Annotated in this window: 12 protein-coding genes and 9 pseudogenes; 13 read left to right on the top strand and 8 right to left on the bottom strand. The window is 63.1% G+C overall.

The genetic code is table 11. From position 1 onward, the window contains the following. Positions 1 to 344: pseudogene (locus BMZ47_RS27240) on the bottom strand (transposase); the annotation flags it as partial. Between the two features lie 93 nt (positions 345 to 437). Here BMZ47_RS27240 and BMZ47_RS27235 point away from each other — a divergent pair. From BMZ47_RS27235 to BMZ47_RS27205, 8 genes and pseudogenes are all read left to right on the top strand, one after another. Further along, positions 438 to 1455: pseudogene (locus BMZ47_RS27235) on the top strand (IS3 family transposase); the annotation flags it as partial. A gap of 59 nt (positions 1456 to 1514) precedes the next feature. Further along, a pseudogene (locus BMZ47_RS27230) lies at positions 1515 to 2277 on the top strand (IS66 family transposase); the annotation flags it as partial. A gap of 495 nt (positions 2278 to 2772) precedes the next feature. After that, a complete protein-coding gene (locus tag BMZ47_RS27225) occupies positions 2773 to 3747 on the top strand; it encodes a type VI immunity family protein (RefSeq protein WP_091865477.1) in 975 nt (324 codons plus the stop codon). 343 nt (positions 3748 to 4090) lie between these two features. Continuing rightward, entirely contained in the window at positions 4091 to 4438 is a 348-nt protein-coding gene (locus BMZ47_RS27220; protein WP_167369120.1) for a DUF2169 domain-containing protein, read from the top strand. Then, entirely contained in the window at positions 4435 to 5025 is a 591-nt protein-coding gene (locus BMZ47_RS27215) for a PAAR-like domain-containing protein (RefSeq protein WP_091865471.1), read from the top strand. Before BMZ47_RS27220 ends, BMZ47_RS27215 begins: the two co-directional genes overlap by 4 nt. A 5-nt stretch (positions 5026 to 5030) precedes the next feature. Next, positions 5031 to 5534: a hypothetical protein gene (locus BMZ47_RS27210; RefSeq protein WP_091865468.1), complete on the top strand. Its 504-nt coding sequence runs from the start codon at positions 5031 to 5033 to the stop codon at positions 5532 to 5534. Further along, on the top strand, positions 5534 to 6418 hold the full coding sequence (locus BMZ47_RS28335) for a hypothetical protein (RefSeq protein WP_139221085.1): 885 nt from the start codon (positions 5534 to 5536) through the stop codon (positions 6416 to 6418). Before BMZ47_RS27210 ends, BMZ47_RS28335 begins: the two co-directional genes overlap by 1 nt. 17 nt (positions 6419 to 6435) lie before the next feature. Then, positions 6436 to 6699, top strand: a pseudogene (locus BMZ47_RS27205) (DUF6531 domain-containing protein); the annotation flags it as partial. A 32-nt stretch (positions 6700 to 6731) separates the two neighbouring features. Here the strand turns inward: BMZ47_RS27205 and BMZ47_RS27200 are convergent. Further along, positions 6732 to 7941, bottom strand: a pseudogene (locus BMZ47_RS27200) (IS3 family transposase). A 36-nt stretch (positions 7942 to 7977) separates the two neighbouring features. Here BMZ47_RS27200 and BMZ47_RS29370 point away from each other — a divergent pair. Together BMZ47_RS29370 and BMZ47_RS28330 are read left to right on the top strand one after the other, a co-directional pair. Continuing rightward, the gene (locus tag BMZ47_RS29370; RefSeq protein ID WP_483129553.1) at positions 7978 to 8070 is read left to right on the top strand and encodes an RHS domain-containing protein; all 93 of its coding nucleotides are present in this window, start codon (positions 7978 to 7980) and stop codon (positions 8068 to 8070) included. 24 nt (positions 8071 to 8094) lie between these two features. After that, the gene (locus tag BMZ47_RS28330) at positions 8095 to 8385 is read left to right on the top strand and encodes an RHS repeat-associated core domain-containing protein (protein ID WP_139221084.1); all 291 of its coding nucleotides are present in this window, start codon (positions 8095 to 8097) and stop codon (positions 8383 to 8385) included. A 156-nt stretch (positions 8386 to 8541) separates the two neighbouring features. Here BMZ47_RS28330 and BMZ47_RS27195 read toward each other — a convergent pair. Next, a pseudogene (locus BMZ47_RS27195) lies at positions 8542 to 9534 on the bottom strand (IS481 family transposase). 88 nt (positions 9535 to 9622) lie between these two features. Here BMZ47_RS27195 and BMZ47_RS27190 point away from each other — a divergent pair. After that, positions 9623 to 10452, top strand: a pseudogene (locus tag BMZ47_RS27190) (IS5 family transposase); the annotation flags it as partial. A gap of 307 nt (positions 10453 to 10759) precedes the next feature. Here BMZ47_RS27190 and BMZ47_RS27185 read toward each other — a convergent pair. After that, positions 10760 to 12868, bottom strand: coding sequence for a TonB-dependent receptor (locus BMZ47_RS27185; protein ID WP_244536949.1), 2109 nt, complete (start codon positions 12866 to 12868; stop codon positions 10760 to 10762). 763 nt (positions 12869 to 13631) lie between these two features. After that, entirely contained in the window at positions 13632 to 14984 is a 1353-nt protein-coding gene (locus BMZ47_RS27180) for a transposase (RefSeq protein ID WP_091865459.1), read from the bottom strand. An 82-nt stretch (positions 14985 to 15066) separates the two neighbouring features. Between BMZ47_RS27180 and BMZ47_RS27175 the strand changes: the two are divergent. Then, positions 15067 to 15495 (top strand): annotated as a pseudogene (locus tag BMZ47_RS27175) (transposase); the annotation flags it as partial. 98 nt (positions 15496 to 15593) lie between these two features. Continuing rightward, positions 15594 to 15961 (top strand): annotated as a pseudogene (locus tag BMZ47_RS28825) (transposase); the annotation flags it as partial. 122 nt (positions 15962 to 16083) lie between these two features. Here BMZ47_RS28825 and BMZ47_RS28320 read toward each other — a convergent pair. The 3 genes from BMZ47_RS28320 to BMZ47_RS27165 all read right to left on the bottom strand — a co-directional run. Continuing rightward, entirely contained in the window at positions 16084 to 17727 is a 1644-nt protein-coding gene (locus BMZ47_RS28320) for a hypothetical protein (protein WP_139221083.1), read from the bottom strand. 6 nt (positions 17728 to 17733) lie between these two features. Then, positions 17734 to 19989: a glycosyltransferase family 4 protein gene (locus BMZ47_RS27170; RefSeq protein WP_091865456.1), complete on the bottom strand. Its 2256-nt coding sequence runs from the start codon at positions 19987 to 19989 to the stop codon at positions 17734 to 17736. 253 nt (positions 19990 to 20242) lie between these two features. Then, positions 20243 to 21524 (bottom strand): mannose-1-phosphate guanylyltransferase/mannose-6-phosphate isomerase (locus BMZ47_RS27165; RefSeq protein WP_139221082.1); only part of this gene is annotated, 1282 nt, incomplete at its 5' end.

The raw sequence follows: 21524 nt of genomic DNA, 5'->3' as shown, positions 1-21524 counted from the left end.
GGCCTGACAGGCCCGACGCTCGCTGATGTCATAGGCCACCTGCAGGTGACCGGCGACCTCACGGCGAGCGGCGGACCTCACCACTTTCGCTTGAGCACGTCCTGCAGCATGGAGCGGTCCAGTGTCAGGTCGGCGACCAGCCGCTTGAGCTTGCTGTTCTCATCCTCCAGCTGCTTGAGCCGCCGAATCTCCGGCACCCCCATGCCGACGAACTGCTTCTTCCAGCGGTAAAATGTCGGCTCAGACACATCCATCTTCCGGCAGACCTCGTCCACCGTCGCACCGTTCTCCGCCTGCCGCAGGGCAAAGGCGATCTGCTCGTTCGTGAAGCGTTTGCGAGGCATGGCATCCACCCTCCTTCAGGGTTCAGGATGCCCGAAAAACTTGCGCTCGACGCGGACCAGTTTGCTGGGTCAGGGTCAAGGAGGGCGGATGACATGGCCAAGCACCCGAAGCCCGAGGAGATCGTTGCCAAGCTGCGGCAGACGCATGTGCTGATGTCCCAGGGCCAGAGCGTTTCCGACGCCATCCGCGCCATTGGCGTGAGTTCGGTGGCCTGAAGAGCGATCAGGTTCGCCGGATGACGGATCTGGAGACCGAGAACCAGCGGCTGCGCAAGGCGGTCGCGGACCTCACGCTCGACAAGCTGATCCTGCAGGAGGCATCCCGGGGAAACTTTTGAGCCCCGCGCGCCGACGCGCCTGTGTCGAGCCCATCATCGACGTCCTGCCCGTCTCCGAGCGCCGCGCCTGCCGGGCGCTCGGACAGCATCGCTCGACACAGCGCAAGGTCCCGCGGGGCCGTGATGACGAAGAGGCGCTGACGGCCGACCTCGTGGCGTTGGCCGAACAGTATAAACGCTATGGCTACCGCAAGATCAGCGCGCTGTTGAAGGCGGCCGGGTGGCTCGTCAACGACAAGCGCGTCGAGCGGATCTGGCGGCGTGAGGGTCTGAAGGTCCCGACCAAGCAGCCCAAGCGAGGGCTGATCTGGGACAACGACGGCCCCTGCCTCCGTCTTCGCCCGGAGTACCGCAATCACGTATGGTCCTATGACTTCGTCGAGGCCCGCATGCACGATGGGCGCAAGTTCCGGATGCTCAACGTCGTCGACGAATTCACGCACGAATGCCTGACTATCCGCGTCGCCCGTAAGCTGAAGGCGATCGACGTGATCGATGTGCTCTCCGGCCTGTTCATCCTGCGTGGGGCGCCGGGGCACATTCGTTCGAACAATGGCCCGGAGTTCATCGCCAAGTCCGTGCAGGCTTGGATCACCGGGGTCGGCGTCAAGACGGCCTACATCACCCCCGGTTCACCGCGGGAGAACGGTTACGTTGAGAGCTTCAACGCCCACCTGTGGGACGAATTCCTGAATGGCGAGATCTTCTACACCCTCAAGGAGGCACAGATCGTGATTGAGAGCTGGAGACGGCACTACAACGCCGTTCGCCCCCCACGCTTGTAATTACCCACGCCCTTGCGCGGGTCGGATTTCGCTGATTCTTTTGTGAGATGGGCCGAAGCGATCTTGAGCGGCTGAGCCGCAAGGAGCTGATCGAGCTGGTGCTGCGGCTGCAGCGCCCGGAGAAGACTTCGCGCACGTCCTCCAAGCCGCCCGCGACGGATCGCAAGGAGCAGCGGGCGCAGTCCAAGCCCGGCGGCGCCAAGCCGGGTCACGAGGGCCACAGCCGGGACGATGCTCGACGATCCTGATACGATCGTCGAGCATCGTCCCGGTGCTTGCGCGTGCTGCGGCGGCAGCCTGCACGCCGCTCTTCCCGCGGATGTCGTCAGCGTCTGCGAGCGGATCGAACTGCCCGCGGTGGCACCGATCGTGACGCAGCACCGGCGGGTCGCAGTGCGTTGCCCAAGCCGTGGGACTCGGGTCGTCGCACCGGTGCCGAAGGCGGCGCGGGGTACGCCCTTCGGCCCGCGGCTGCACGCGGTCGCGACGTATCTCAAAACTTTCCAGGCGCTCTCCTACGAACGGCTGCAGGCGGCGCTCTCCGACCTGTTCGGATTGACGCCCAGCCAGGGCGGGCTGATGAACCTGCTCCGCCGTGCACAGGGCTGCTTCCATCGTGGTCGCGACGCGGCCGTCTCGGCCCTGCGCAAAGCCGCGGTCGTCGCCTGCGATGAGACCGGGGTGCGCATCGAGGGCTCAAACGCCTACCACTGGCTCTTCCACTCAGCGGAAGCCGTGGTGCACACGGCCTCGCCAACGCGCGGTGCCATCGTGGTGCGGGAGATGATGGATGGCCACCGGCCGGCCGTGTGAATCTCGGATCGCTACACCGCTCAACAGGGCCACGCCGCACGGCCTGCGTGTCGAGGAAGCTGCGTGAGCGATACTACGACCCGGACGGCCCGAAGTATCCGGACAAATCACCTCGCCGTCCGAGGGCGCCTGCGGCCGACGGCCCACGTCCGGAGGTGAGTTACAAGCAGGATGAGCATGGGATCTATCGTCCGGTGATGAGCAAGACGGACACGGATATGCCGTTGAGCCAGATCCCGATCACAGGCGCGCCGCGGCCGGACATCTCGTGGTGGAAGTACGGGAAGCTTTGGAAGATATTCGAATCGAAATTTGACGATAAGGCTTTGACTAGAATGCAAGAAGACGGTTTGTACGAAATTATTACGTCGGACCAAGATCTTGATCCAAAAGCCGACCTAATTCATCTATATATTGAAAAAGATTGCGATTGTAGTTCCGACGGAGGCAAGGCCTCGGAGGCGGGATCCCAGAAATGCAAGGACTAGCCCGATGATCATGCCGAGCGATCTTAGATCGGATCCCAAAGACATCGAAGAGAGTGGGATCCTGCGCGATGACAGGCGTCAAAAGATCCGATCGCGGGTCGGAGTGTTGGCTTCGCTGTATTTCGAGCGCGGCTGGGAGCAAGCCAGGCGAGCGGCCATCTCGCAATGCCTAGAGGACTATATCGCTATACCAGAAAATAAGATCAATCATTATCAGCTTCCCAACGACACTTCTCTGCGCAAATGGGATCGGTCGGGCATTCCCAAGGAGTACCAGGATATCGACAAAATTGGTGACGATGAAGATCTGTATCACTTTATGACCGAAAGCCACGCCGAAGAGAGAGACGACCCGTCCCTTTGGATGTTCATAGCCTTCGGATTTAGTAATAACAATATTCGTCGCCGGTTATCCGGTCTAAAAGCCTACTTCGCGCCCAGCTACCTGTACGCGGATCCGGATCGGTTCGTCGATTTGATCAAGTGCTGGGCCGGACGACTGCAGGTGTCGCATGGATCCGGCGGTCTGGGGGTGCTCTCCATCCCGGGCGCGGAGACAGTAGAGGATGCCTACTACTATCCATGGCTGACTCAATATCCCGGCCTCGAATACGACGCCGTGGGCGACTACTTCTCCGAAAGTTGGAAGGACGAGGGCTACAAGCGACCGCGCTCGTCGAATTGGCTGACGGTTCTCGGCGCCGACAACGTGGCTGCGCTGGGCGGCCGGGAGGCAATCGAGGCCCGGCTGACCCCGGGCATGCAGCTGATCCCCTGCGACCAGGGTGTGCTCGTCCGAGCCAGTCCGTTGCCCACCCTCGGCGACGCGGCCAACGGCGGCATCCCCGAGGGCTACCGCACCATCGCGCGCATCATCAAGCCCATCCGCTTCAAGGGGTATCGGTACGGCGTGATCAAAGAGCCGGTCCCAGTCAAAGGACCTGAGGTCACCCTGCGATGGCTTCGCCGCTTCGATTGACGTCACTTTTCCGCCTCTCCCATCGTTGCCCGTAAGGGGCCGGACGAGGCCTCGCCGACGCCGCAGTCGCGCCAGAGCTGGATGGCGCCCACGCCGGCCTCGACGCAGTCCGGACCGGTGATGTCGGATGCGCCCGATCCACAGGCTCAGTTCTGGAAGCCGGGCTCGCAACTGGCCCCGCTGGATACGGGCGCCTATGCGCGGCAGCTGGCAGCTGGCAGCTGGCCGCCGCCGAGGCGGAGGTCGCGGCTGCGGAGGCGGAGGTTGCCGCGGTCGCGGCCCGGGGCGGGGCGGCAGTCGCACGTCCTCGGGCTGATCCCGTAGGGGTGGGGGCTGCGGCTGCATCTGCCCCGGCCACCTCGTCGGCGACAAGCACATCCAGCTCGCTGGGCTGACCGGGGACGCGCGACCGGTGCATCTCGACTTGCCGGGCCAGGCGCTGGCGGTGGCGTTCGCCGAGCCCGGGGGTGCGGTCAAGGTCCGGCCGATGGTGCTGGACACGGTGTCGCTGGACGTGGCGGCGCCGCTTTGGGCCGATGCGCGGGTGTTCCTGAGCTGGCGGGTGCGGTTCGAGCCGGACCGGTACGCGACCGCCACGATCCTGCGCCGACCGGGAACGGGCGTGCCGGACGCGGGTCCGGACGCGGCTTCCATCACGGATCAGGGTCAGGCGCTGGGGCGTGCGGCATGAGCGAGGGTCGGATCTCGGCGCGCAAGGACGGGTCGAACGTGATCGTGTCTAAGGGCCCGGACGTGTGCCTGCCGCCGCGGGGCAGCGCGATGGTACCGGTCCCGTACACGTCGATCGCGTTCCTGTCGTCGGCGACGCGCACGTCGACCTCGGTGCGCAACAACGGCAACTACGACTTCCAGCTGAACTCGCGGTGCGCGACCTCGACCGGGCACGAGCAGGGCACGGGCAAGGGCGTGAAGGTACCGGGCTACCTCGGCCCGGCGCACGCGCAGGAGGGGTCGAGCTTCTTCTACTCGGAAGGGTTCGCGGTGGTCAGCCACCGGGACCCGGCCTGGATCAACCGGCCCGATCCCGGCGGTGAGGAGCCGAAGAAGGGCAAGCAGCCGGTCGAGTTCGCCGCCAACACGACCCAGAACTTCAAGTACGCCTGCAAGGTCCTGGGCATCGATCCGGTCGACCCATCGGATGCGCTGCACGCCGCCAAGCAGGCGGCCGGCGTCCTGGCCAACGGAAACTGCACGTTCGACCTGAAGACGGGCGATATCTTCTACGGCGGCGAGCACATCGGCAATCTGGGGGAGTGAGGATCATGGCAGCGCGCAAGGTCCGTCGCCACCCGATCGACGTGAGTCTTCGGCTCACCAGCCGTCAGGCGCCGCTCGATGATGTGGTCGAGCACCTGGGCCTGCCGGTGGTGCAGAGACACAGGCTCGGCGAGCCGATGGCCGAGACCGGACCCCTGTCCCGGCGTATCGCGGACACACACTACGCATCCCTGGCCGTGTCCGAGGACGCCTATGGCGCGGGGGTGGCGGCTTCGGTCGAGCGCGTCGCCGCGTCCGTGTCGGCCCAGGCAGCGCTCGTGGAAGGCCTGCGCGCTGGATGGATCGAGGGCATGATCTGGATCGCGGTGCTCGGCCGGGTTCCGACGCCGACACCCGAGCTGCCGGCGGAGCTCGTGGCGCGGGTGGCGGCGCTGGGTTTGGTCATCTTCCTGGAGAACTACAGCACTTGGGACGGAGAGGGCGACGCGCCGCCGAAGACGTGGCTGCCGCACCCACCCGCCGGATCGTCTGACGTAGGGGCGGCGTGATGGCGTCCGGCTCGGAAGGGCAGCACTTCGCCTACACGCCCGGGACGCCATCGACCTCGCCTCCGGGGGGCGGAACTACGCCTCTGCCGGGCCACGCGGGGAGCAAGCCGCTACACCGTGGCGACGCGCGTGAACAAACCGGGGATCACAAGTCGCAGCAGCAGGCCAACTGCAAAGGAGAGGTCAATGCAGGTTGTACGGCAGCTCCGAAGGAAGATGAGAAACACAGCAAGCTGAGAAGTGACACAATAAACCGTCTTAAAAAAGAAAAGAATTATCCCGAATCAATAAAAGGTGAAGATTTTAAAGCATGGCAGGAGAAGGTGTCTCATGACCTCGCTGGGTCGGATGCCATCGCTGTCGCACCTATAGAACCTCAGACGAGACAAGAACGCATCACCAATATCGACAAATCAATATTTGAATATCAGTCGGGAAAACAAATTTATGCCCTTGGAGATAATGTCTATAACGCAACCGTTGGTACGGTCCTGGGAGCGTGGGATTTTGTAAAAAGACTCGGAAAAGCCATCGGAGAGGGGTCGGCGGCCGGTAAGCTCATGCAATCTCCAGATCCGCGCCTGCAAGCCGAGGGCCAACGCTTGGCGCAGGAGAGTGGACAAGATCTCAAGGCATTGGCCAAAGGCATCATCTACACGCCTGTCACAATAGCCAAGCAGGCGTCCGATGGCGACTGGGGTACGGGCGTGGGCGCCCTCCTGGGTCCGAAGGCTCTTGGATTGGCGGGAGGGGCTTCAAACTCGCCCGCGGCAAATTCAGCCCTGCCGGCGAAGGTGTCGGAGCCCCTCACGAGGCCCCTCCTGAAGCTCCGCACGAAGCTGCGCCGCCTAACGAGCCGGCTCCGCCACCGCCAGAGCCCGTAACAGCCGGCGAACCGGTCTCCGTCGCCACCGGCGAATACCTGGAGACGTGGCACGACTTCCTGGTCCCCGGCGCGCTGCCGCTCGACGGCGCCCGCTACATGGGCCTGCAGATGCCCGACGCCGCGGGATGGTCCGGGCCCCTGGGCCCCTGCCAGACTTCAGCCTTCGACGAGTACTTCGAAAACTACGCCCCCGGCCACCTCGCCTTCCACCAAGCCGACGGCCGGCGCATCGCCTTCGAGCGCCCGTTCAACTTCCTTCCCGCAAAGAACGCCGGCTAGCTGATCCTCCCCCGACTTCACCGACAGGGGGTTTAGCTCGCGTTCCGTTCGGCTTGCTCGGGCGTGATGTAGCCGAGTGCCGAGTGGATGCGCTGCCGATTGTAGTAGCCTTCGATGTAAACGAACAAGTCGCGTCGGGCCTCGCCCCGGGTCGCCCATTGTCGCTGGTGGACAAGTTCGACCTTGAGAGTGTGGAAGTCCTTCGACGAGCTCAGGATGAGGGCTTTGCATCGGGGCGTTATCGTGAGCCCCAGCCGGTCCGGCTCATGGAGGGGATCGCCTTCATGCCGACGAGCTGCTTTCGATAGGCCTCGGCGGCGTACTGGCTGCCGCGATCGGAATGACAAATGAGCCCAACGGCCGGTCGCTGCCGTTGGGCAGCCATCATCAGGGCGGCCGACGTCAACTCGGTCCGCATGTGATCACGCATGGACCAGCCGACGATCTTGCGAGTGGCGAGATCGAGCACGGCGGCCAGGTAGAGCCAGCCCTCGCCGGTGGGCAGGTACGTGATGTCGGCGAGCCAGACCGTGTTGGGCAGCGCGGCGGAGAACTGTTGCTTCAGTAGGTTGGGGGCGATCGGCAGATCGTGGCGGCTGTCGGTCGTGCAGGGCCGGAATCGGCGCCCTGCCAGGGCCCGGATGCCATGACGGCGCATCAGGCGCTCAACCCGCCCGCGACTGGCCGTTCGTCCCTCCGCACAAAGGGTGGCATGCACCCGAGGCGAGCCTTAGCGCCTGTGATGCCCGGCATGAATACGCCGGACGTCGTCGAGAATGCGCCGGTTGGACGCCGACCGGGCACTCTCGGGACAGGATCGCCAGTCGTAGTAGCCGCTGTGAGAGACTTCGAGCACGCGGCACATGAGACGCACCGGCCAGGTGCTCGCATGCTGCTTGATGAAAGCGAACGTCACTTGGGCATCTCCGCAAAGATGCCGATCGCTTTTTTTAGGACGTCGCGCTCCATGCGCGTCCGATCGAGTTCACGCCGCAGACGAGCGATCTCGGCGGCTTGGTCGGAGGGGGAAGCCACCGGGCTCGCAGCCGCGGCTCTTGGCGATGCTGCTGCCCGTGGTGGTGGTGAAGAGCCTCCCATCAGCGCCGTGCGCCACTGCCTCAGCATGGAGGGTTGGATCCCAAGTTCGGCCGCGATCTGCATCTGTGGTCGCCCGCTGCTCTCCAGCAGGGCCACCGCCTCGCGTTTGAACTCGGGCGTGAACTCCCGTCTCGTCTTCGCCATCAAACACCTTCCCAGCCCGCAAGGAGCGTATCAGAGGTGTCCGTAGAGCCGGGGGAGGATCAGTACGTGGTGACGGACCATCTCGGCACGCCGCGGGAGCTTGTGGACGAAGACGGTGCGGTCGCGTAGGCGGCGCGGCTGTCGACCTGGGGCGTGGTTCTGGGGGTGAAGGCGGCCCTGCTGGCGCCGGCCAACGACGATGGCGGTGGATATGGCGGGCTCGGCGGGATCGGTAGCCCTGTGCCGGTGCGGGTGTCGGGCAACCTGGCGCTGCGGGCGGCGCCGGATGAGGCGGCGTACACGTGTCCGGTCCGGTTCCAGGGCCAGTGGGCGGATGCGGAGACGGGGCTCTACTACAACCGGCACCATGATGACGTCCCGCCATGCCCATCCGGGGGGTCAAAGTTCGACGCCGATCCAGGATCAATGTTCAACGCTGTTTGACAGTGATCACCGTCTCGCGCCGCATCCGGCGTCGCAGGACGACCCGACCGGTCGAATCCTACCCGACAAGGCTGCAACTGTTCTTGCCAAGATCGATCCCCAGTACCGCGATGGCCATCGGTCCGCTCCATCCCCCGTGTGAGCCACACTGCAATCCTAGATGTTTGGTCCCAGCATTTGGTGGAGCGGGTTTGACCTGAAGCGCCCGGGCTCGGCGGACCATGCTTTGCAGATGGCTTCATAAGGCGTGAGCCCACGCAAGGTTTTGAGGCGGCGGCCAAAATTGTAGGCGCTGACGAAGTCAGCGAGGTGAGCGCGGAGTTGCTCATGGCTGTCGTAGTGGTAGCGCTTGACCGTCGCGTCCTTGATCGTCCGGTTCATGCGCTCGACCTGACCGTTGGTCCAGGGGTGACGCGGCTTTGTCAGCCGATGATCGATGTGGTTGCGAGCGCAGGCGGACTCGAAGCTGTGGGCTCGGAATGTCTCCCCGGCTGCGATCGCCTCCTTGATGAGGGACGCGGCCGAGTCGACGTTGCCGGGCGTGGTGAAATGGTTGCCGTTGTCGGTGAGCACCGTGTGCACCTTGTAAGGCACGGCCTCGATGAGATGGCGGAGGAAGTCACCTGCCACCCGCCGCGTGGCCTTCTCATGCAGGTCCACGAAGGCGAACTTGGTTGTGCGATCGATGGCGACGAACAGGTAGAGCCGGCCCTCCGCCGTGTGGACCTCGGCGAGATCGATGTGGAAGTAGCCGAGCGGGTAGACCTTGAAGCGTGACCGCTTGGGCTTGTCCCCGTCGACTTCCGGCAATCGGCTGATGCCGTGGCGCTGCAAGCAACGATGCAGCGACGAGCGGGTCAGATGCGGGATCGTGGCCTGGAGCGCGTAGAGGCAGTCGTCGAGCGGCAGGAGCGTGTGACGGCGAAAAGCGACCACGACCGCCTCGTCTTCCGGTGACAGCACCGTGGAACGCGGATCCTTCGGCCCCGTGCGCTGGTCGGCGACCGAGGTCCGTTGCCGCCACTTGGCAACTGTCTTCTGGTTGATCCCGTAGCGCTTCGAAAGAGCTCACAGGCTCGCTTCACTATGCTGGATCGCTCGACGGATCGCCTCAGTCGTCGTGGCGCTGCCGTGAAGAACCTGGCCCATAGCGCATCCTTCCACTCCGACGCAAAGAGTGCACCATTAAACCCTGGGATCAAACATCAGAGTGCCTAACAGAACGGGCAAGGATCGTCTGGGCCGGCGTTGGTGGGTATGGCGCACCCGGCTTCTGCCCGATGACCTCTGGGACGCGATCGCCCCGCTCCTGTTGCCGCCCCGGCCCCGTGGGAAGGGCGGGCGCCGTCCGATCGAGGACCGAGCGGCGCTGACCGGTATCCTGTTCGTGCTACGCTCAGGTTTGCCCTGGGAGATGCTGCCCGCCGAGATGGGCTGCGGTTGCGGGATGAGTTGCTGGCGCCGGCTTCGCGACTGGCAGGAGGCAGGGGGGTGGGCGCGCTTGCATCCGGTTCTGCTGGAGCGCCTGCACGCGGCGGGTGAGATCGACTGGAGCCGAGCGAGCCTGGACGGCGCGTCTGTCCCGCCGAAAAAAGGGGCTCTGCCACCGGCCCGAGCCCGACGGACCGGGGCAAGCCGGGCCCGAAGCGCCGCCTCGTCACCGATGCGCGCGGGACGCCCCTCATGGTGAGCCTGTCGAACCACCGGCTTCTGCCTGAGTGGGGCCAACCGACACGACAGCCCGATGCTGGCCCCGCCGCTCGACGCTATCCCACCCCTGCGCACAGGACGGCGTGGACGCCCGCGTCGGCGGCCCAGTAAGCTGCACGCCGACAAGGCCTACGATGCCAAGGTCCGACGCCAGGAGGGCCGGGCGCGGGATCGTGCCGCGCATCGCGCGCAAAGGCATCGAGAGCAGCGAAAAGCGCGGGCGTCACCGCTGGGTCGTTGATCCTTCGACACGCTCAGGATGAGGGCACCCACGCCTGGTTCGATCGCTTCCGCCGCCTGCCGATCCGCTGCGAGCGGCGTCGCGGCATCTACGAGGCCGTCACCAGCCTCGCCGCGATCCGCGCCACACCGATGAGCGTTGCCGTCATCCGAATCGCGCCACCAGCCGACAGCGCCATCGCGACCATCAATCGCCCGCGGTCCGGCTCGAGCCGTTCCTGTACCGGGCTCGGCGCCTTCCGGGACCGGGTGGCGGATCCCGGCGCGATGGCAACGTCATGGGGCGCCACATGGGACGCTATGGGGCACGCTTCGCGTCCGTCGATCGCATCGAGGGCGGGCGGCCCGCCATGGATGCCGGGGGCTCACGGGTGACACCAGGTGGCGAGGGCGCGGGACGCGCGCCACCCGGTGCCGATCATCGTCAAAAGTGCAGTCTCACGCCGCCGCCGACCTCCAGCGGAACCAGCATCGCCCCGCTGTAGCCCCGCGTCGTACGATCGAAACTCCTCAGGGTCGGCACCCGCGTATCGAACAGGTTGTTCGCGTAGAGGAACAGCTCCTGCTGCTCGGCGAGCGCGTAGGAAACCCGGGCATTGGCGACGGTATAGGCAGCGATACGCAGCTCGGGCGTATTGGCGTCATCGGAGAAATAGCCATCGCTGCGGCGAATTTCAGCCGATATCGTCAGCTTGGGGATGAGCTTCCAATCGACGCCGGCCGAGACCATGTAGCCGGGCGCCCGGCCAAGCTTGTTGCCGCGGAAGACGCTTCCCCGTGCATCCTCGAATTTGCTGATTTCAGCGTGCAGGAGACCGACACTGCCCCGGAGGCTGAGGCTTTCCAGGATCTGATAGTTCGCAGCCAACTCCGTGCCGTAGGTTTCGACCAGGTCGGCATTGACAAGGATCGAGCCGAATGGCCGTCCATTGATGTAATCCTGAACGGAGGCCTGAAAGTCCTTGTACTCCGTATAGAATACGTTGGATGTCAGGAAGAGCGTGCCGTCCAAGAGGCTGGAGCGCGCGAATAGCTCGTAGTTCGTCGCGTACTCGTCCTTGAATGTGTAGTATCGATGCCCAGTGAAATTGAGTCCGGCTCCGCCCGGGCTGAACCCTGTGCTGATCAATCCGCCGACGGTCAGCTGCTCGTTCACATCATAGCTCAAGGCGACTTTCGGAAGGATCGCACCGAAGCTCTTGTCGTAGGCGTAGTCGACGTTCGGCACATAGGTCGAGTTGCCGTTCTGCCGGATGCGATCATTCTGATAGCGAAGGCCGCCCGTCAGGCGCCACGGGTCTGCGAAACGCCAAGTCAACTCGGAGTAGAGGCCCAGACTATCGTGTCCCAGGCGTGCGTCGGCCTTGCCGAGGGCATTGTTGAGGATGTTGCGGGCCGTCTCGTCCGAGTAGAAGATTCCGGCGACGCCGGACCACTCCGAGTTGACCGTTCCGAAATTGAGCCGTGTTTCCTGCTGGTAGGTGTCCGTCCCGCGCTTGGCGATGCCCGCGAATGGCGGCGCGAAGTAGAAATCGTACAGGGAATGTCCGGCGACCGTCTGATTGGTCAGACGGATGTTGTTTCCGAAGTCGTAGCTGAGATCGACAATGCCAGCGTCGGAGTCAATGCGCTGATTGTCGTTGTACGTCGCGAAGCTTCTGAGCCGCCTGACCGGATCGCTTGCGATCTCGTTGCTCGGACGCCCCACATGCGTGTGGGCGAAGGTCGCTTTCGCCTCGAAGCCGGAGAAATCCGTCGGTCGCCAGAGCGCCTTGAACCGGGCGTCCAGATTGCCGAAACCGAAATCCTTGTCGTGAGCCGTGAAACTCGGATTGACATACGTGATGAACGTATCGCGACCACTGTAGTCGACGGCGCCGCGGATGGCGAGCTCGTCGCTGACCGGACCGGACACGACCGCAGAGGCGCGCATCCGTCCGAAACTCCCGTACAGAACCTGCCCTCCAGCCTCCGGCGTGAAGGTCGGATCGTTGGTCGTCACGATGATCGCGCCGGCGATGGCGTTCGCACCCTGGGTCGTCGTCTGCGGTCCGCGGAACACCTCCAGGGACTTGAGGTCCCAGATCGGAGCGCTGCCAATCCCGAACTCGGCTGCGGTGAGATAGCGGCCGTCTATGCTGATCGTCGCCCTGGGTATCGGGCGGGACAGGAATGCGTTGCCGCCGATGAGCGGGCCGTTCGAGTCGATGCCCCGGATGACCGGAGCCGAGGTCGTGCTGGTGAAGTTGAGATTGGGGACACCGAATTCCAGAAGCTCGCTGGTCGTGCCGGCATAGGTCTTGTTCCTGGCTTCCTCGGCTGTGATGACCGTCACGGAACTCGCGGTTCGCCGGAGCGTGCGGTCGATCTTCTCGCCGGTGACGACCAACTCGTCGAGCATGATGGCCTGCTGACCGTTGCCCGATTCCTGCGCGAAGGCGGATGGCCCCGCAAAGGCAAGTGCGGCACCGATGAGTGTTGATCCGATCGCAACTCTCGCGACGCCCGCGTTGCCGCTGCCTCGATTCGACATTTTTCTCGCTCGCCCAATACAACTTGCACGTAAAAACGGCCTCGAATCTTGCTTCGTCTTCGGGTTAGGTCAATCAAATCCGAATTTAGCCCGGAAATTTTGCGTAAAAGTTGCTAAAGAGTTACATTTTAGAACTAAAATAATAAATCAATACAGTGTATGCTGTTCTACTTTTTCGGTTCTTATCGATATTTATATGGCATTTGATGATATATTGTCAAAATAAATGGGGCCTGATCGCCAGAATAACGATTTAGCCGATAGATGAATGCTAGGAATAGGCGCGACGCCACGGACTCATCAGGATGACCGTATGCTCACGAAATTGTCGTAACGGCTGAGCTGGACGAAAGGGTCTGCGTCCCGGCGCTGCCCGTGCCAGCGATCCCGCCGAACACCGAGCACACGGATCGTCCGTCGAACCCCGGTGATTCGCCACCCCGCGACTGTCATGCTAAAGTAAAAAATCACAATGCCGAAGTGAAAGCCGGCTCGGTGCTACCGCATACACGGTTTTGAAGCCCCCAACTTGCGACTGAATGCAACGGGCCACCCCTCCGTGGGGGCGGGGATGCTCTCACGTCTTTCGCCGGGGCGTGCGCGCCTCCCCCGTCGATTCCGGGCCTGCCCGGAATCGTTCAAGCTTATGGGAAGGGAAGAGCCCTGCTTCCTCATGATCGATTTCGTTGAAAAACTCGTTGGCGGCCGAGATCGGAGAGGGGCGGGATGAGCCCTCGCCCTAGGGCTGGGTGTCGCCAGCCGGTCAGGCCGGGCTCGGCTGCGGGATCGGGAGGAGCTTTGCGAGCTTCCTCAGGTTCTGAGCGGCGGCTGCGAGGTGGAACTCGTCTCTTGCTCCGTTCGGCCCTCGCAACCGGAGGCGGTCCAGCTTCAGGATGCGCTTGAGGTGGGCAAACAGCCTCTCGACCTTCTTGCGCTCGCGCCGGGAGGTTTTGCCGTCCTCAGAGCGCGCGATGTCGCGGGCCATATCCCGCGCGCCCTCGTAGATCGAGCGCGGAACCTTGCGCACCGTCTCGTTCGGGCAGCACCGCGCCTTCAACGGGCATGGCGCGCAGTCGAACTTGCTCGCGCGGTACAGCAGCGTCGCCCCATCATTGACCAGGGTGCCGGTCGTGGTCAGCACTTGCCCCGCCGGGCAGCGATAGACGTCGCCCGGCTGGTCGTAGGTAAAGTCGGCGCGTGAGAAGGTGCCGTCGGTGCGGGCCGACTTGTCGAACACGCTGATATGCGGCTCGATGCCCTGCTCGTAGACGAGCCAGCCCAGCATCGCGGCCGAACCGTAACCGCTGTCGCCGGCAAGCCGGGCCGGATAGAGGTCGAAGCGCTCGCGCGAACGCGCGATCATGCGTTTAGCCGCTGTGACTTCGGCTTGCCGGATGGCCGTAGTCGCCTCGACGTCGACGATGATCGCGTGGTCGAGGTCGACCAGATAGTTGGCTGTGTAGGCGAAGAACGCCTGCCCGCCGTGCGCTCCGGTCCAGCGCGCGGCTGGATCGGCGGGCGAGATGAACTTGGGCGGCACCGGCGTTGCGGCCCCGAAGGCGGCCTCGTCGAGAACGGCGAGGTACTCCTGAGCGGCGCGGCTGACGCTCTCGGGTGGCAGGCCGGCAGAGCCTTCGACCCCCTTCTGCCGATTGGCATCGGCTCTGATCAAGCTGCCATCGACGGCAAAGCCTTCGCCACCCACGAGGCCCTCGGCAATGCAGCGAGCGAGCACAGTCTCGAACAGACGACGCAGCAGGTCACTGTCGCGGAAGCGGCCATGGCGGTTCTTGGAGAAGGTGGAATGATCCGGCACCCGGCCGTCGAGTCCGAGCCGGCAGAACCAGCGGTAGGCGAGGTTGAGGTGGACCTCGTCGCACAGCCGGCGCTCCGAGCGGATGCCGAGGCAGTAGCCGACGATCAGCATGCGGATCATCAACTCGGGGTCGACGGAGGGGCGGCCCGTCGAAGCGTGGAACGGGGCTAGCTCCTGGCGCAGGCCGTCAAGGTCGACGAAGCGGTCGATGGAGCGAAGCAGATGGTCGGCGGGAACGTGGGTGTCGAGCGAGAACTCGGAGAACAGGGCACCCTGCTCGACTTGCCGAGGTCCCATCATCTGCTGCGATCTCCGTCTCTCGACAGGAGTGAATCACCTCATCACAACCGCTGCAACACCCGAGTTTTTCAACAGAATCGACCCGTTCGGACATTGGAAGACCATCACCGTCACCGCCGGCCTGCGCACCAGCGGCCTGATGGCCACCGCCCTCCTCGATGGACCGATGACGGGCGCTCGCTTTCGCGATTACGTCGATGAAACCCGCGTCCCAGCCCTGCAGCCCGGCGACACGGTCGTGCTCGACACTCTGCCCGCCCACAAGATCAGCGGCATCCGCGAGCGCATCGAGGCGGCGGGAGCGAGGCTGCTCTACCTGCCGGCCTACTCCCCCGACTTCAACCCGATCGAACGCGCCTTCGCCAAGCTCAAGGCCGTTCTTCGTACCGAAGCCGCTCGCACGATCAGCGACCTCTGGGACACCATCCAACGGGCCTTCCGACGCTTCACCTCAGCCGAATGCCGACGCTATCTCGCCGCCGCAGGCTACGACGCATATCATCCAACATGATCGGATGCCGCTCTAGCCGCGCAGCACGGTGAGGGGCGGGCCATCCGTAAAGGGGGCCTGGAGCCAAGCCATCAGCCGCCTCATCCTGAGCCTGTCGAAGGACACGCGGTGGGCTCACGAGCGCAATCCATGGCTTGGCCGATGGTCGTGGCCGACATCAGCATGGCGCTACCGTTGTTGCGGGCTGTGGTTCCGCCCAGACGCCTCATCGCCGACAAAGCCTACGATGCGTAGAGCTCGAGAGACTGGCTCAAGAGCCACCGGGTGATCGCCACCAACCCCGTCCACGGCCACCCGGACGGTACCCGACAAGCACAGCCGGATCGCCGACCGGCGAGGCAATCGCATCGAACGCCTGTTCGGCAGCCTCAAGAACTGACGGCGCGTCGCGACCCGCTACGGCCGCTTGGCCTGCAACGATTCCGCCGCCGTCGCTCTCGTTTCCTGTGTCATCGCAGCCACCTGAATGAGTCCTCGACCTCAGGCGGCTAGGTTTCACGGCTCCCGGTGTCGGCGGCGCCTGTCGGCCTTCGAACTCCGGTCGGCTGACCTGCGCTGCCACCCTCTTCCAAGCACAAGAAGCGGCTCTCAGAGACGGCCGACAGCGTAGGTCCCTCCCATGCAGCGGATCTGTGCATCGAGGTTGGAGTTAGCCGCCGTGGGCGTAAAACTCGTAACGATGTTCACTTGGCCGGTGCCGGCCACGACAATCGGCGTTATCGAGAAGAACTGTGGCGCGCCGTTGGTTGCCACTGGGGAGCCAATGAGGGTCACGACGGGATCTGTGCCGTTCCGGCCTATGAGGTACGTCGCACGCGCAGCGCCCCCACCAATTCCGCCTACGAGTCCGGCAACCACAACAGTGCACTCGGTGCCCGTAAAAGGGCTCAAACTGTCGAGGATGACAGAGAACAACGGTACGTTATGCCGGCGGCCAGCGTCACCCGTCGAGAAGTTCTTGCCAGCCCGGCGCTGATCCGCAAGTTGGTCATCGATCAGGCTGTCCGCAACGGGAGGCATGGACAGAACAACGCCCCCGCCAAGATTATTGCCCGTGAATGAAATGCGCTGATAGGTCGGTGAATTAGGCTGAAATTTGAACGGCACGCTCATTCCAGCGTCGAGCTGCGAGCCCGCGACCAAGATGTTATTGCGGTAGTTCGTGGCGCCGTCGACCTTGATCAGCGTTGAGCCATTACCGCCAAAATGGCCACCGTTGATAACGATGTCACCGACCACGCCGGCCTTGTAATAGAAGGCCGCGGCATCGGGTGTGGTGAAGGCTGTCTTGATGTTGCTGTAGGTTGTGCCAGTTCCGGATCCATAGTTCCAGAGCCAGCCATAGATGGCATGTCGCGACCCGCTGCGGATCGTTATGTCGTTGAAGTTCAACCAAGCTACGGTGCTCTCTTGGCCGAAGCTGGTTGTGAACGACGCCTTCTGAACATCAAAGGCCGCATACAGGCTCTCAAAGGTCAGGCGTGTGAAGCGGTTGTACTGAAAGAAGCTTGTATTATCCCCTTGGATCACAAAGCCGCGTGACCTCGTATATTCGGCATTGGGCGGAAATTGCCCACGAATCGTGAAATCGGAGACCGATGAGCGGGCGACTTCGCTACCGGTAGCGGTCCATACGAAGATTGGGCCGTTGAACGTACCCACGAGGATAGATTTGCCTTCGCCATCACCCTCGATGGTCATACTGCCGGCGACATGGATCGAGGAGCCGATGACGCAGAGGTTGGCTCCGCCGACGTGCAGAGGACGCCCAGAGGCCATCGCGAAGCGTGCCGCGGCGCGATAAGCAGCAGCGTCGTCGTTCGAGCCATCACACTTGGCTCCGAAGTTCTGCGGATACACTGGCAAATGTGCCGAGATTGTCGTCAATGACATGGGCTTGTCGGCTCCCGGAGCCAGATCCTCCACCTCGCTTAACGCCAAGGTCGGCTGACTAGCCGTCGGAACCACCGATTCCCCTCTATCAGGACGGTGAACCCGCCGACTTTCCCCACCAGACCCAAGATTCACCAAGCTGCGCTGCGCCCCTCGCTCAGACAGGAAGCCGCTCAAGGCGTGGCTCTGCTGGTACGGAGGGGCGATTTGAGCCTCAGATCGATCACCCAGAGCAGTGCCGCGCATGGCCTGCCCAAGCGCCGAAAGGTTGTCCGCATGCGCACGGGGCGTTCCGAATACGGCAATGAGCGTGGCGGTGAACAGACGCAGGGTGCGCATAGCTTTTCATCTCCATCCGCCCTCCCAGCGAGCCGGGATCGCCGCCGCCAGACGCCGCTTTGGTAGCGAGCCGAACGACGTATGGCTCAACGAGACGCAGATGATATTGTCGCGCCCATCAGCTTCCGAGGCCGCCCGTTCGAGAAGCGAAGTGATCGTGAGGTGGGGATCGTCTAGATTTCTTGACCCACGAAGTCGCCAGAAAAACGTGGTGTTGATTATCAGCGAACAGGATTGGATCGAGCCACGTGTTCGAGCCCTGAGTAGGCGCCGGAGATCGAACGGCAGCCATCGCACCCTCCAGTCTCCCTGCAGCGGGTCCAGTTCCGAGGGGCGCACGCCACTGGAAAGCAACCGATCGATGGTCTCCACTAAACCGCCTACTTGTCCGCAGAGATGCTCGTCTGCCTCTGAGATCAGGACAACCCAATCCCCGGTCGCTAATTCGGCGGCAGCCGCCAGATTATTATATGCGCGTTCCGACGTATCTCCGCCACGCAAGATTCTGATTCTAGGATCGACGCCACAAAAACTGTCCATCTGGTCCCAGAGATCGGGGCCACTACGAGCGCGCGCGCAGACGCAAAGCTCCCAGCGCAATTGCGAGTATTTTGAGAGGGAAGCTACCATTGCGTCTATGATATCAGCCCGAACGGGATCGAGAGATAGCACGAAACTAAATACTATACCTGCAGGCGGTGAATTAACCTCCGGCCTGTATGAGACCGGCAGCTGCGGCGACAGAGATTTGTTGCCACCCACATTCCACATGTATGGGGGCGGAGGCTGATCGAACCCGAGATCACTGATCCTATCCCATATCCGACGCCCCACAACGTGTGGGGATAAGCGCTCAGCGATATCCTGCGAGCCTTTTTCAGCTTTCCGAGCCGTGCCTTCGCGATCCGATACGGCCGAACGCATCAGCGTAGACAATGCGCCCAGGTCAGGCTCGGCCCAGAGATAGCCTTTCCAATACGGGCCATGATCTGCAGGAATCGGTTTTAAATTATATGGTATGAGATAACTATTTTCCTCGGTCATGAAATCTATATTTCCTGAGTATCCCGTAGCGATTACGGGCTTACCCAACGCCATGAATTCAGCTATATTCAAACCAAATCCTTCCGCTCTATGCGGCGAAACCAAACAATCCGCACAAGCAATGAGATTATCCAATTCCTGCTGAGTCATGAGGCTGGAAAAGAGGTGAACGTTCTGAAGGCGCTTGGCCCCGGACAGCAATTTGTCGATCCCCTCAGGGTCATGGCCGGCAGAATGGAATTTGACGATTAAGTGCACGTCGGGGCTGTCGGCGAACTCACGTGCGAAGGCCTCGAGAACGGCAGCCGGGTTCTTCCTTTCGAGCTGGCTGCCGACGTCGAAGATGCACAAAAAGGTATAGCCCGGGCGTTTCTCGAAATGAGGCGCGGCATCCGACGACCTGACCTTCGTGTGATGTGATCTGATTACAACGGGGGGATTGATGACGGTTACGGGAACAGGTGAAATTGCTGAAATCGCTGTGCCGTTGAAGCGGCTCAAAGTCCAGATTTCGTCGAGATTGCGGAATGCGCCGAACCAATCCGGTCTGAGAACGTTGAGCTCCCAAGCCCAGATGCCGATATTATAAGCGTCATTAAATTTCTGAAGGCCAAAGCGGTCCATCATTTCGTTGATAGCGATGGCGTTAACTTGAATTAAATTGATCTTGTAGTTTAGATCTGTCGTTCGATCGCTTGAAAGGAAATGGAATTTATTATCGAAGTAATCGTAATTTATTAGATGAATAGGCACTCCTGTTGTCCGGAGCGCTTTAAGATAGCCTCGTGCGGCTGCACCCAACCCACTTTTCGACGAGAAGGGCGCGAAGAAATTGATGCCGAGCTGTTTTTTCGATATGCGTTCATAGCACACGCTTCGCCTATTGCCGCTTGAGAGGCTTCCGACGCGCCCCTCTATCCACCCCGACGATAGCCAATGTTGGCGCGCTAGATTGAGGTCGCTGCCGAAAGCTTCCCGCAGGTCAGCATAGGCGTCGAGATAATCAATAGGATTAAACGGGGCTTCTTCGATACGACGGGGCGCGGATTCGGGTGCTTCAAGGCTATAATACTGCCGGACTGTTGGCCGGAAACCCCTCTCTTCTTCGACTGCTCCAAATGCATCCCAGTGCTCGCGGCCCGAAGCGAAAGATCCGTCTTTAACTGCACGTTCAACGTCAGGATTGAGGCGCAGGTACAGATCTTCGTCGAAGTCCATGTCTATACGCTCCCGCGCAATGTCGCCGCCGAAGATACGGATACGTCAAACGTTCTCCCTGAACTCTTGGCACCATCCGTCAGCCACCCGTCCAGCGGCATGGCTTGCCGTCGCCGCGCCACACGCTGTCATGTCAACATTCATGACAAAGGACCCGCTGCGACAAAGGTCGAGTACGGAGTGCCTCTTGGACCGTGCGTCTGTGAAGGGCGTCTGAGCTCGACCTAGGCAGGCGCGCATCGTAGCACTCGGGTCACGAATCGCGTCCGTAGATATCCTCTACGCGGATGATGTCGTCCTCGCCGGTGTAGGAGCCGACCTGGACCTCGATCAGCTCCAGTGGGATCTTGCCCGGGTTGTTCAGCCGGTGCATCGAGCCGATCGGCAGGTACACCGCCTCGTTCTCGTGGACCAGAACCACCCGGTCATCCACGGTCACCTCCGCGGTGCCGCGCACCACCACCCAGTGCTCGGCCCGGTGATAGTGCTTCTGCAGGGACAGGCGCCCGCCCGGCACCACCTGGATCCGCTTCACCTGGAAGCGCTCGCCGATGTCGATCCGCTGGTACCAGCCCCACGGCCGGTACATCCGCAGATGCGCGTCCGCCTCCGGCTCGCCCGAGGCCCGCAGCGCGTTGACCAGCTGCTTGACCTCGCCCGAGCGCGCCTTGGACGCCACCAGCACCGCGTCGGGAGTCGAGACCACGACCACGTCCTCCAGCCCGACCACCGCGGTCAGGCCGCCGCCCTGGCTGTGCACCAGGCTGTTCTTCGTCTCGACCAGAGACACCCGGCCGCGCACCGCGTTGCCCTCGGCATCGTGGTCCAGCACCTGCCAGACCGCGTCCCAGGTGCCGACATCCGACCACGGGAACGATACCGGCAGCACGCCGGCGCGCGCGGTGCGTTCCATCACCGCGTAGTCGATCGAGATCTTGGGCGCCTTGGCGAAGGCGGCGCCGTCGAGCCGGACGAAGTCGAGGTCGGTCACGGCGGCGTCCAGCGCGGACCGGGCGGCGTCGAGGACGTCCGGCACGAAGGCTTCGAGCTCGGCCAGCATCAGGTCGGCGCGGAACAGGAAGTAGCCCGAGTTCCACAGCGCGCCGTCGGCGATCAGCGCCTCGGCGCCGGCCCGGTCCGGCTTCTCGACGAACTTTTCCACCCGGGCGGCGCCGGGGGCTTCGGGGATCGGGGCGCCGCGGCGGATATAGCCGTAATCGGAGGCCGGGCGGGTCGGCTCGATGCCCAGCGTCATGGTGTAGCCGGCGCGCGCGCCCACGGCGGCGGCCTTGACGGCGTCCACGAACGCCTTGGTGTCGGGCACGACGTGGTCGGCGGCCATGATCAGCACCACGGCCTGCGGATCGATCGCGGCGGCGTGGAGCGCGGCCACCGCCACGGCGGCGGCGCTGTCGCGCCCTTGCGGCTCGAGCAGGATGTCGGCGGCGATCCCGAGCTGGCCGCATTGCTCGGCGACGATGAACCGGGCCTCGGCCGAGGCGATCACGGTGGGCTTGGCGAACACGCCCGCCTCC

This window comes from Methylobacterium brachiatum (assembly GCF_900113845.1).
Taxonomy (GTDB): Bacteria; Pseudomonadota; Alphaproteobacteria; order Rhizobiales; family Beijerinckiaceae; genus Methylobacterium; species Methylobacterium brachiatum.
The sequence above is the reverse complement of the archived record's forward strand: the minus strand, read 5'-3'. Positions and strand labels throughout refer to the sequence as shown.

What these genes read in the sequence shown, in the direction of transcription:
- BMZ47_RS27180 (WP_091865459.1), bottom strand. Translation starts at nt 14,984, where the DNA reads ATGATGGGACCTCGGCAAGTCGAGCAGGGTGCCCTGTTCTCCGAGTTC.
- BMZ47_RS27185 (WP_244536949.1), bottom strand. Translation starts at nt 12,868, where the DNA reads ATGTCGAATCGAGGCAGCGGCAACGCGGGCGTCGCGAGAGTTGCGATC.
- BMZ47_RS28320 (WP_139221083.1), bottom strand. Translation starts at nt 17,727, where the DNA reads ATGCGCACCCTGCGTCTGTTCACCGCCACGCTCATTGCCGTATTCGGA.
- BMZ47_RS27225 (WP_091865477.1), top strand. Translation starts at nt 2,773, where the DNA reads ATGATCATGCCGAGCGATCTTAGATCGGATCCCAAAGACATCGAAGAG.
- BMZ47_RS27170 (WP_091865456.1), bottom strand. Translation starts at nt 19,989, where the DNA reads ATGGACTTCGACGAAGATCTGTACCTGCGCCTCAATCCTGACGTTGAA.
- BMZ47_RS28335 (WP_139221085.1), top strand. Translation starts at nt 5,534, where the DNA reads ATGGCGTCCGGCTCGGAAGGGCAGCACTTCGCCTACACGCCCGGGACG.
- BMZ47_RS27210 (WP_091865468.1), top strand. Translation starts at nt 5,031, where the DNA reads ATGGCAGCGCGCAAGGTCCGTCGCCACCCGATCGACGTGAGTCTTCGG.
- BMZ47_RS27215 (WP_091865471.1), top strand. Translation starts at nt 4,435, where the DNA reads ATGAGCGAGGGTCGGATCTCGGCGCGCAAGGACGGGTCGAACGTGATC.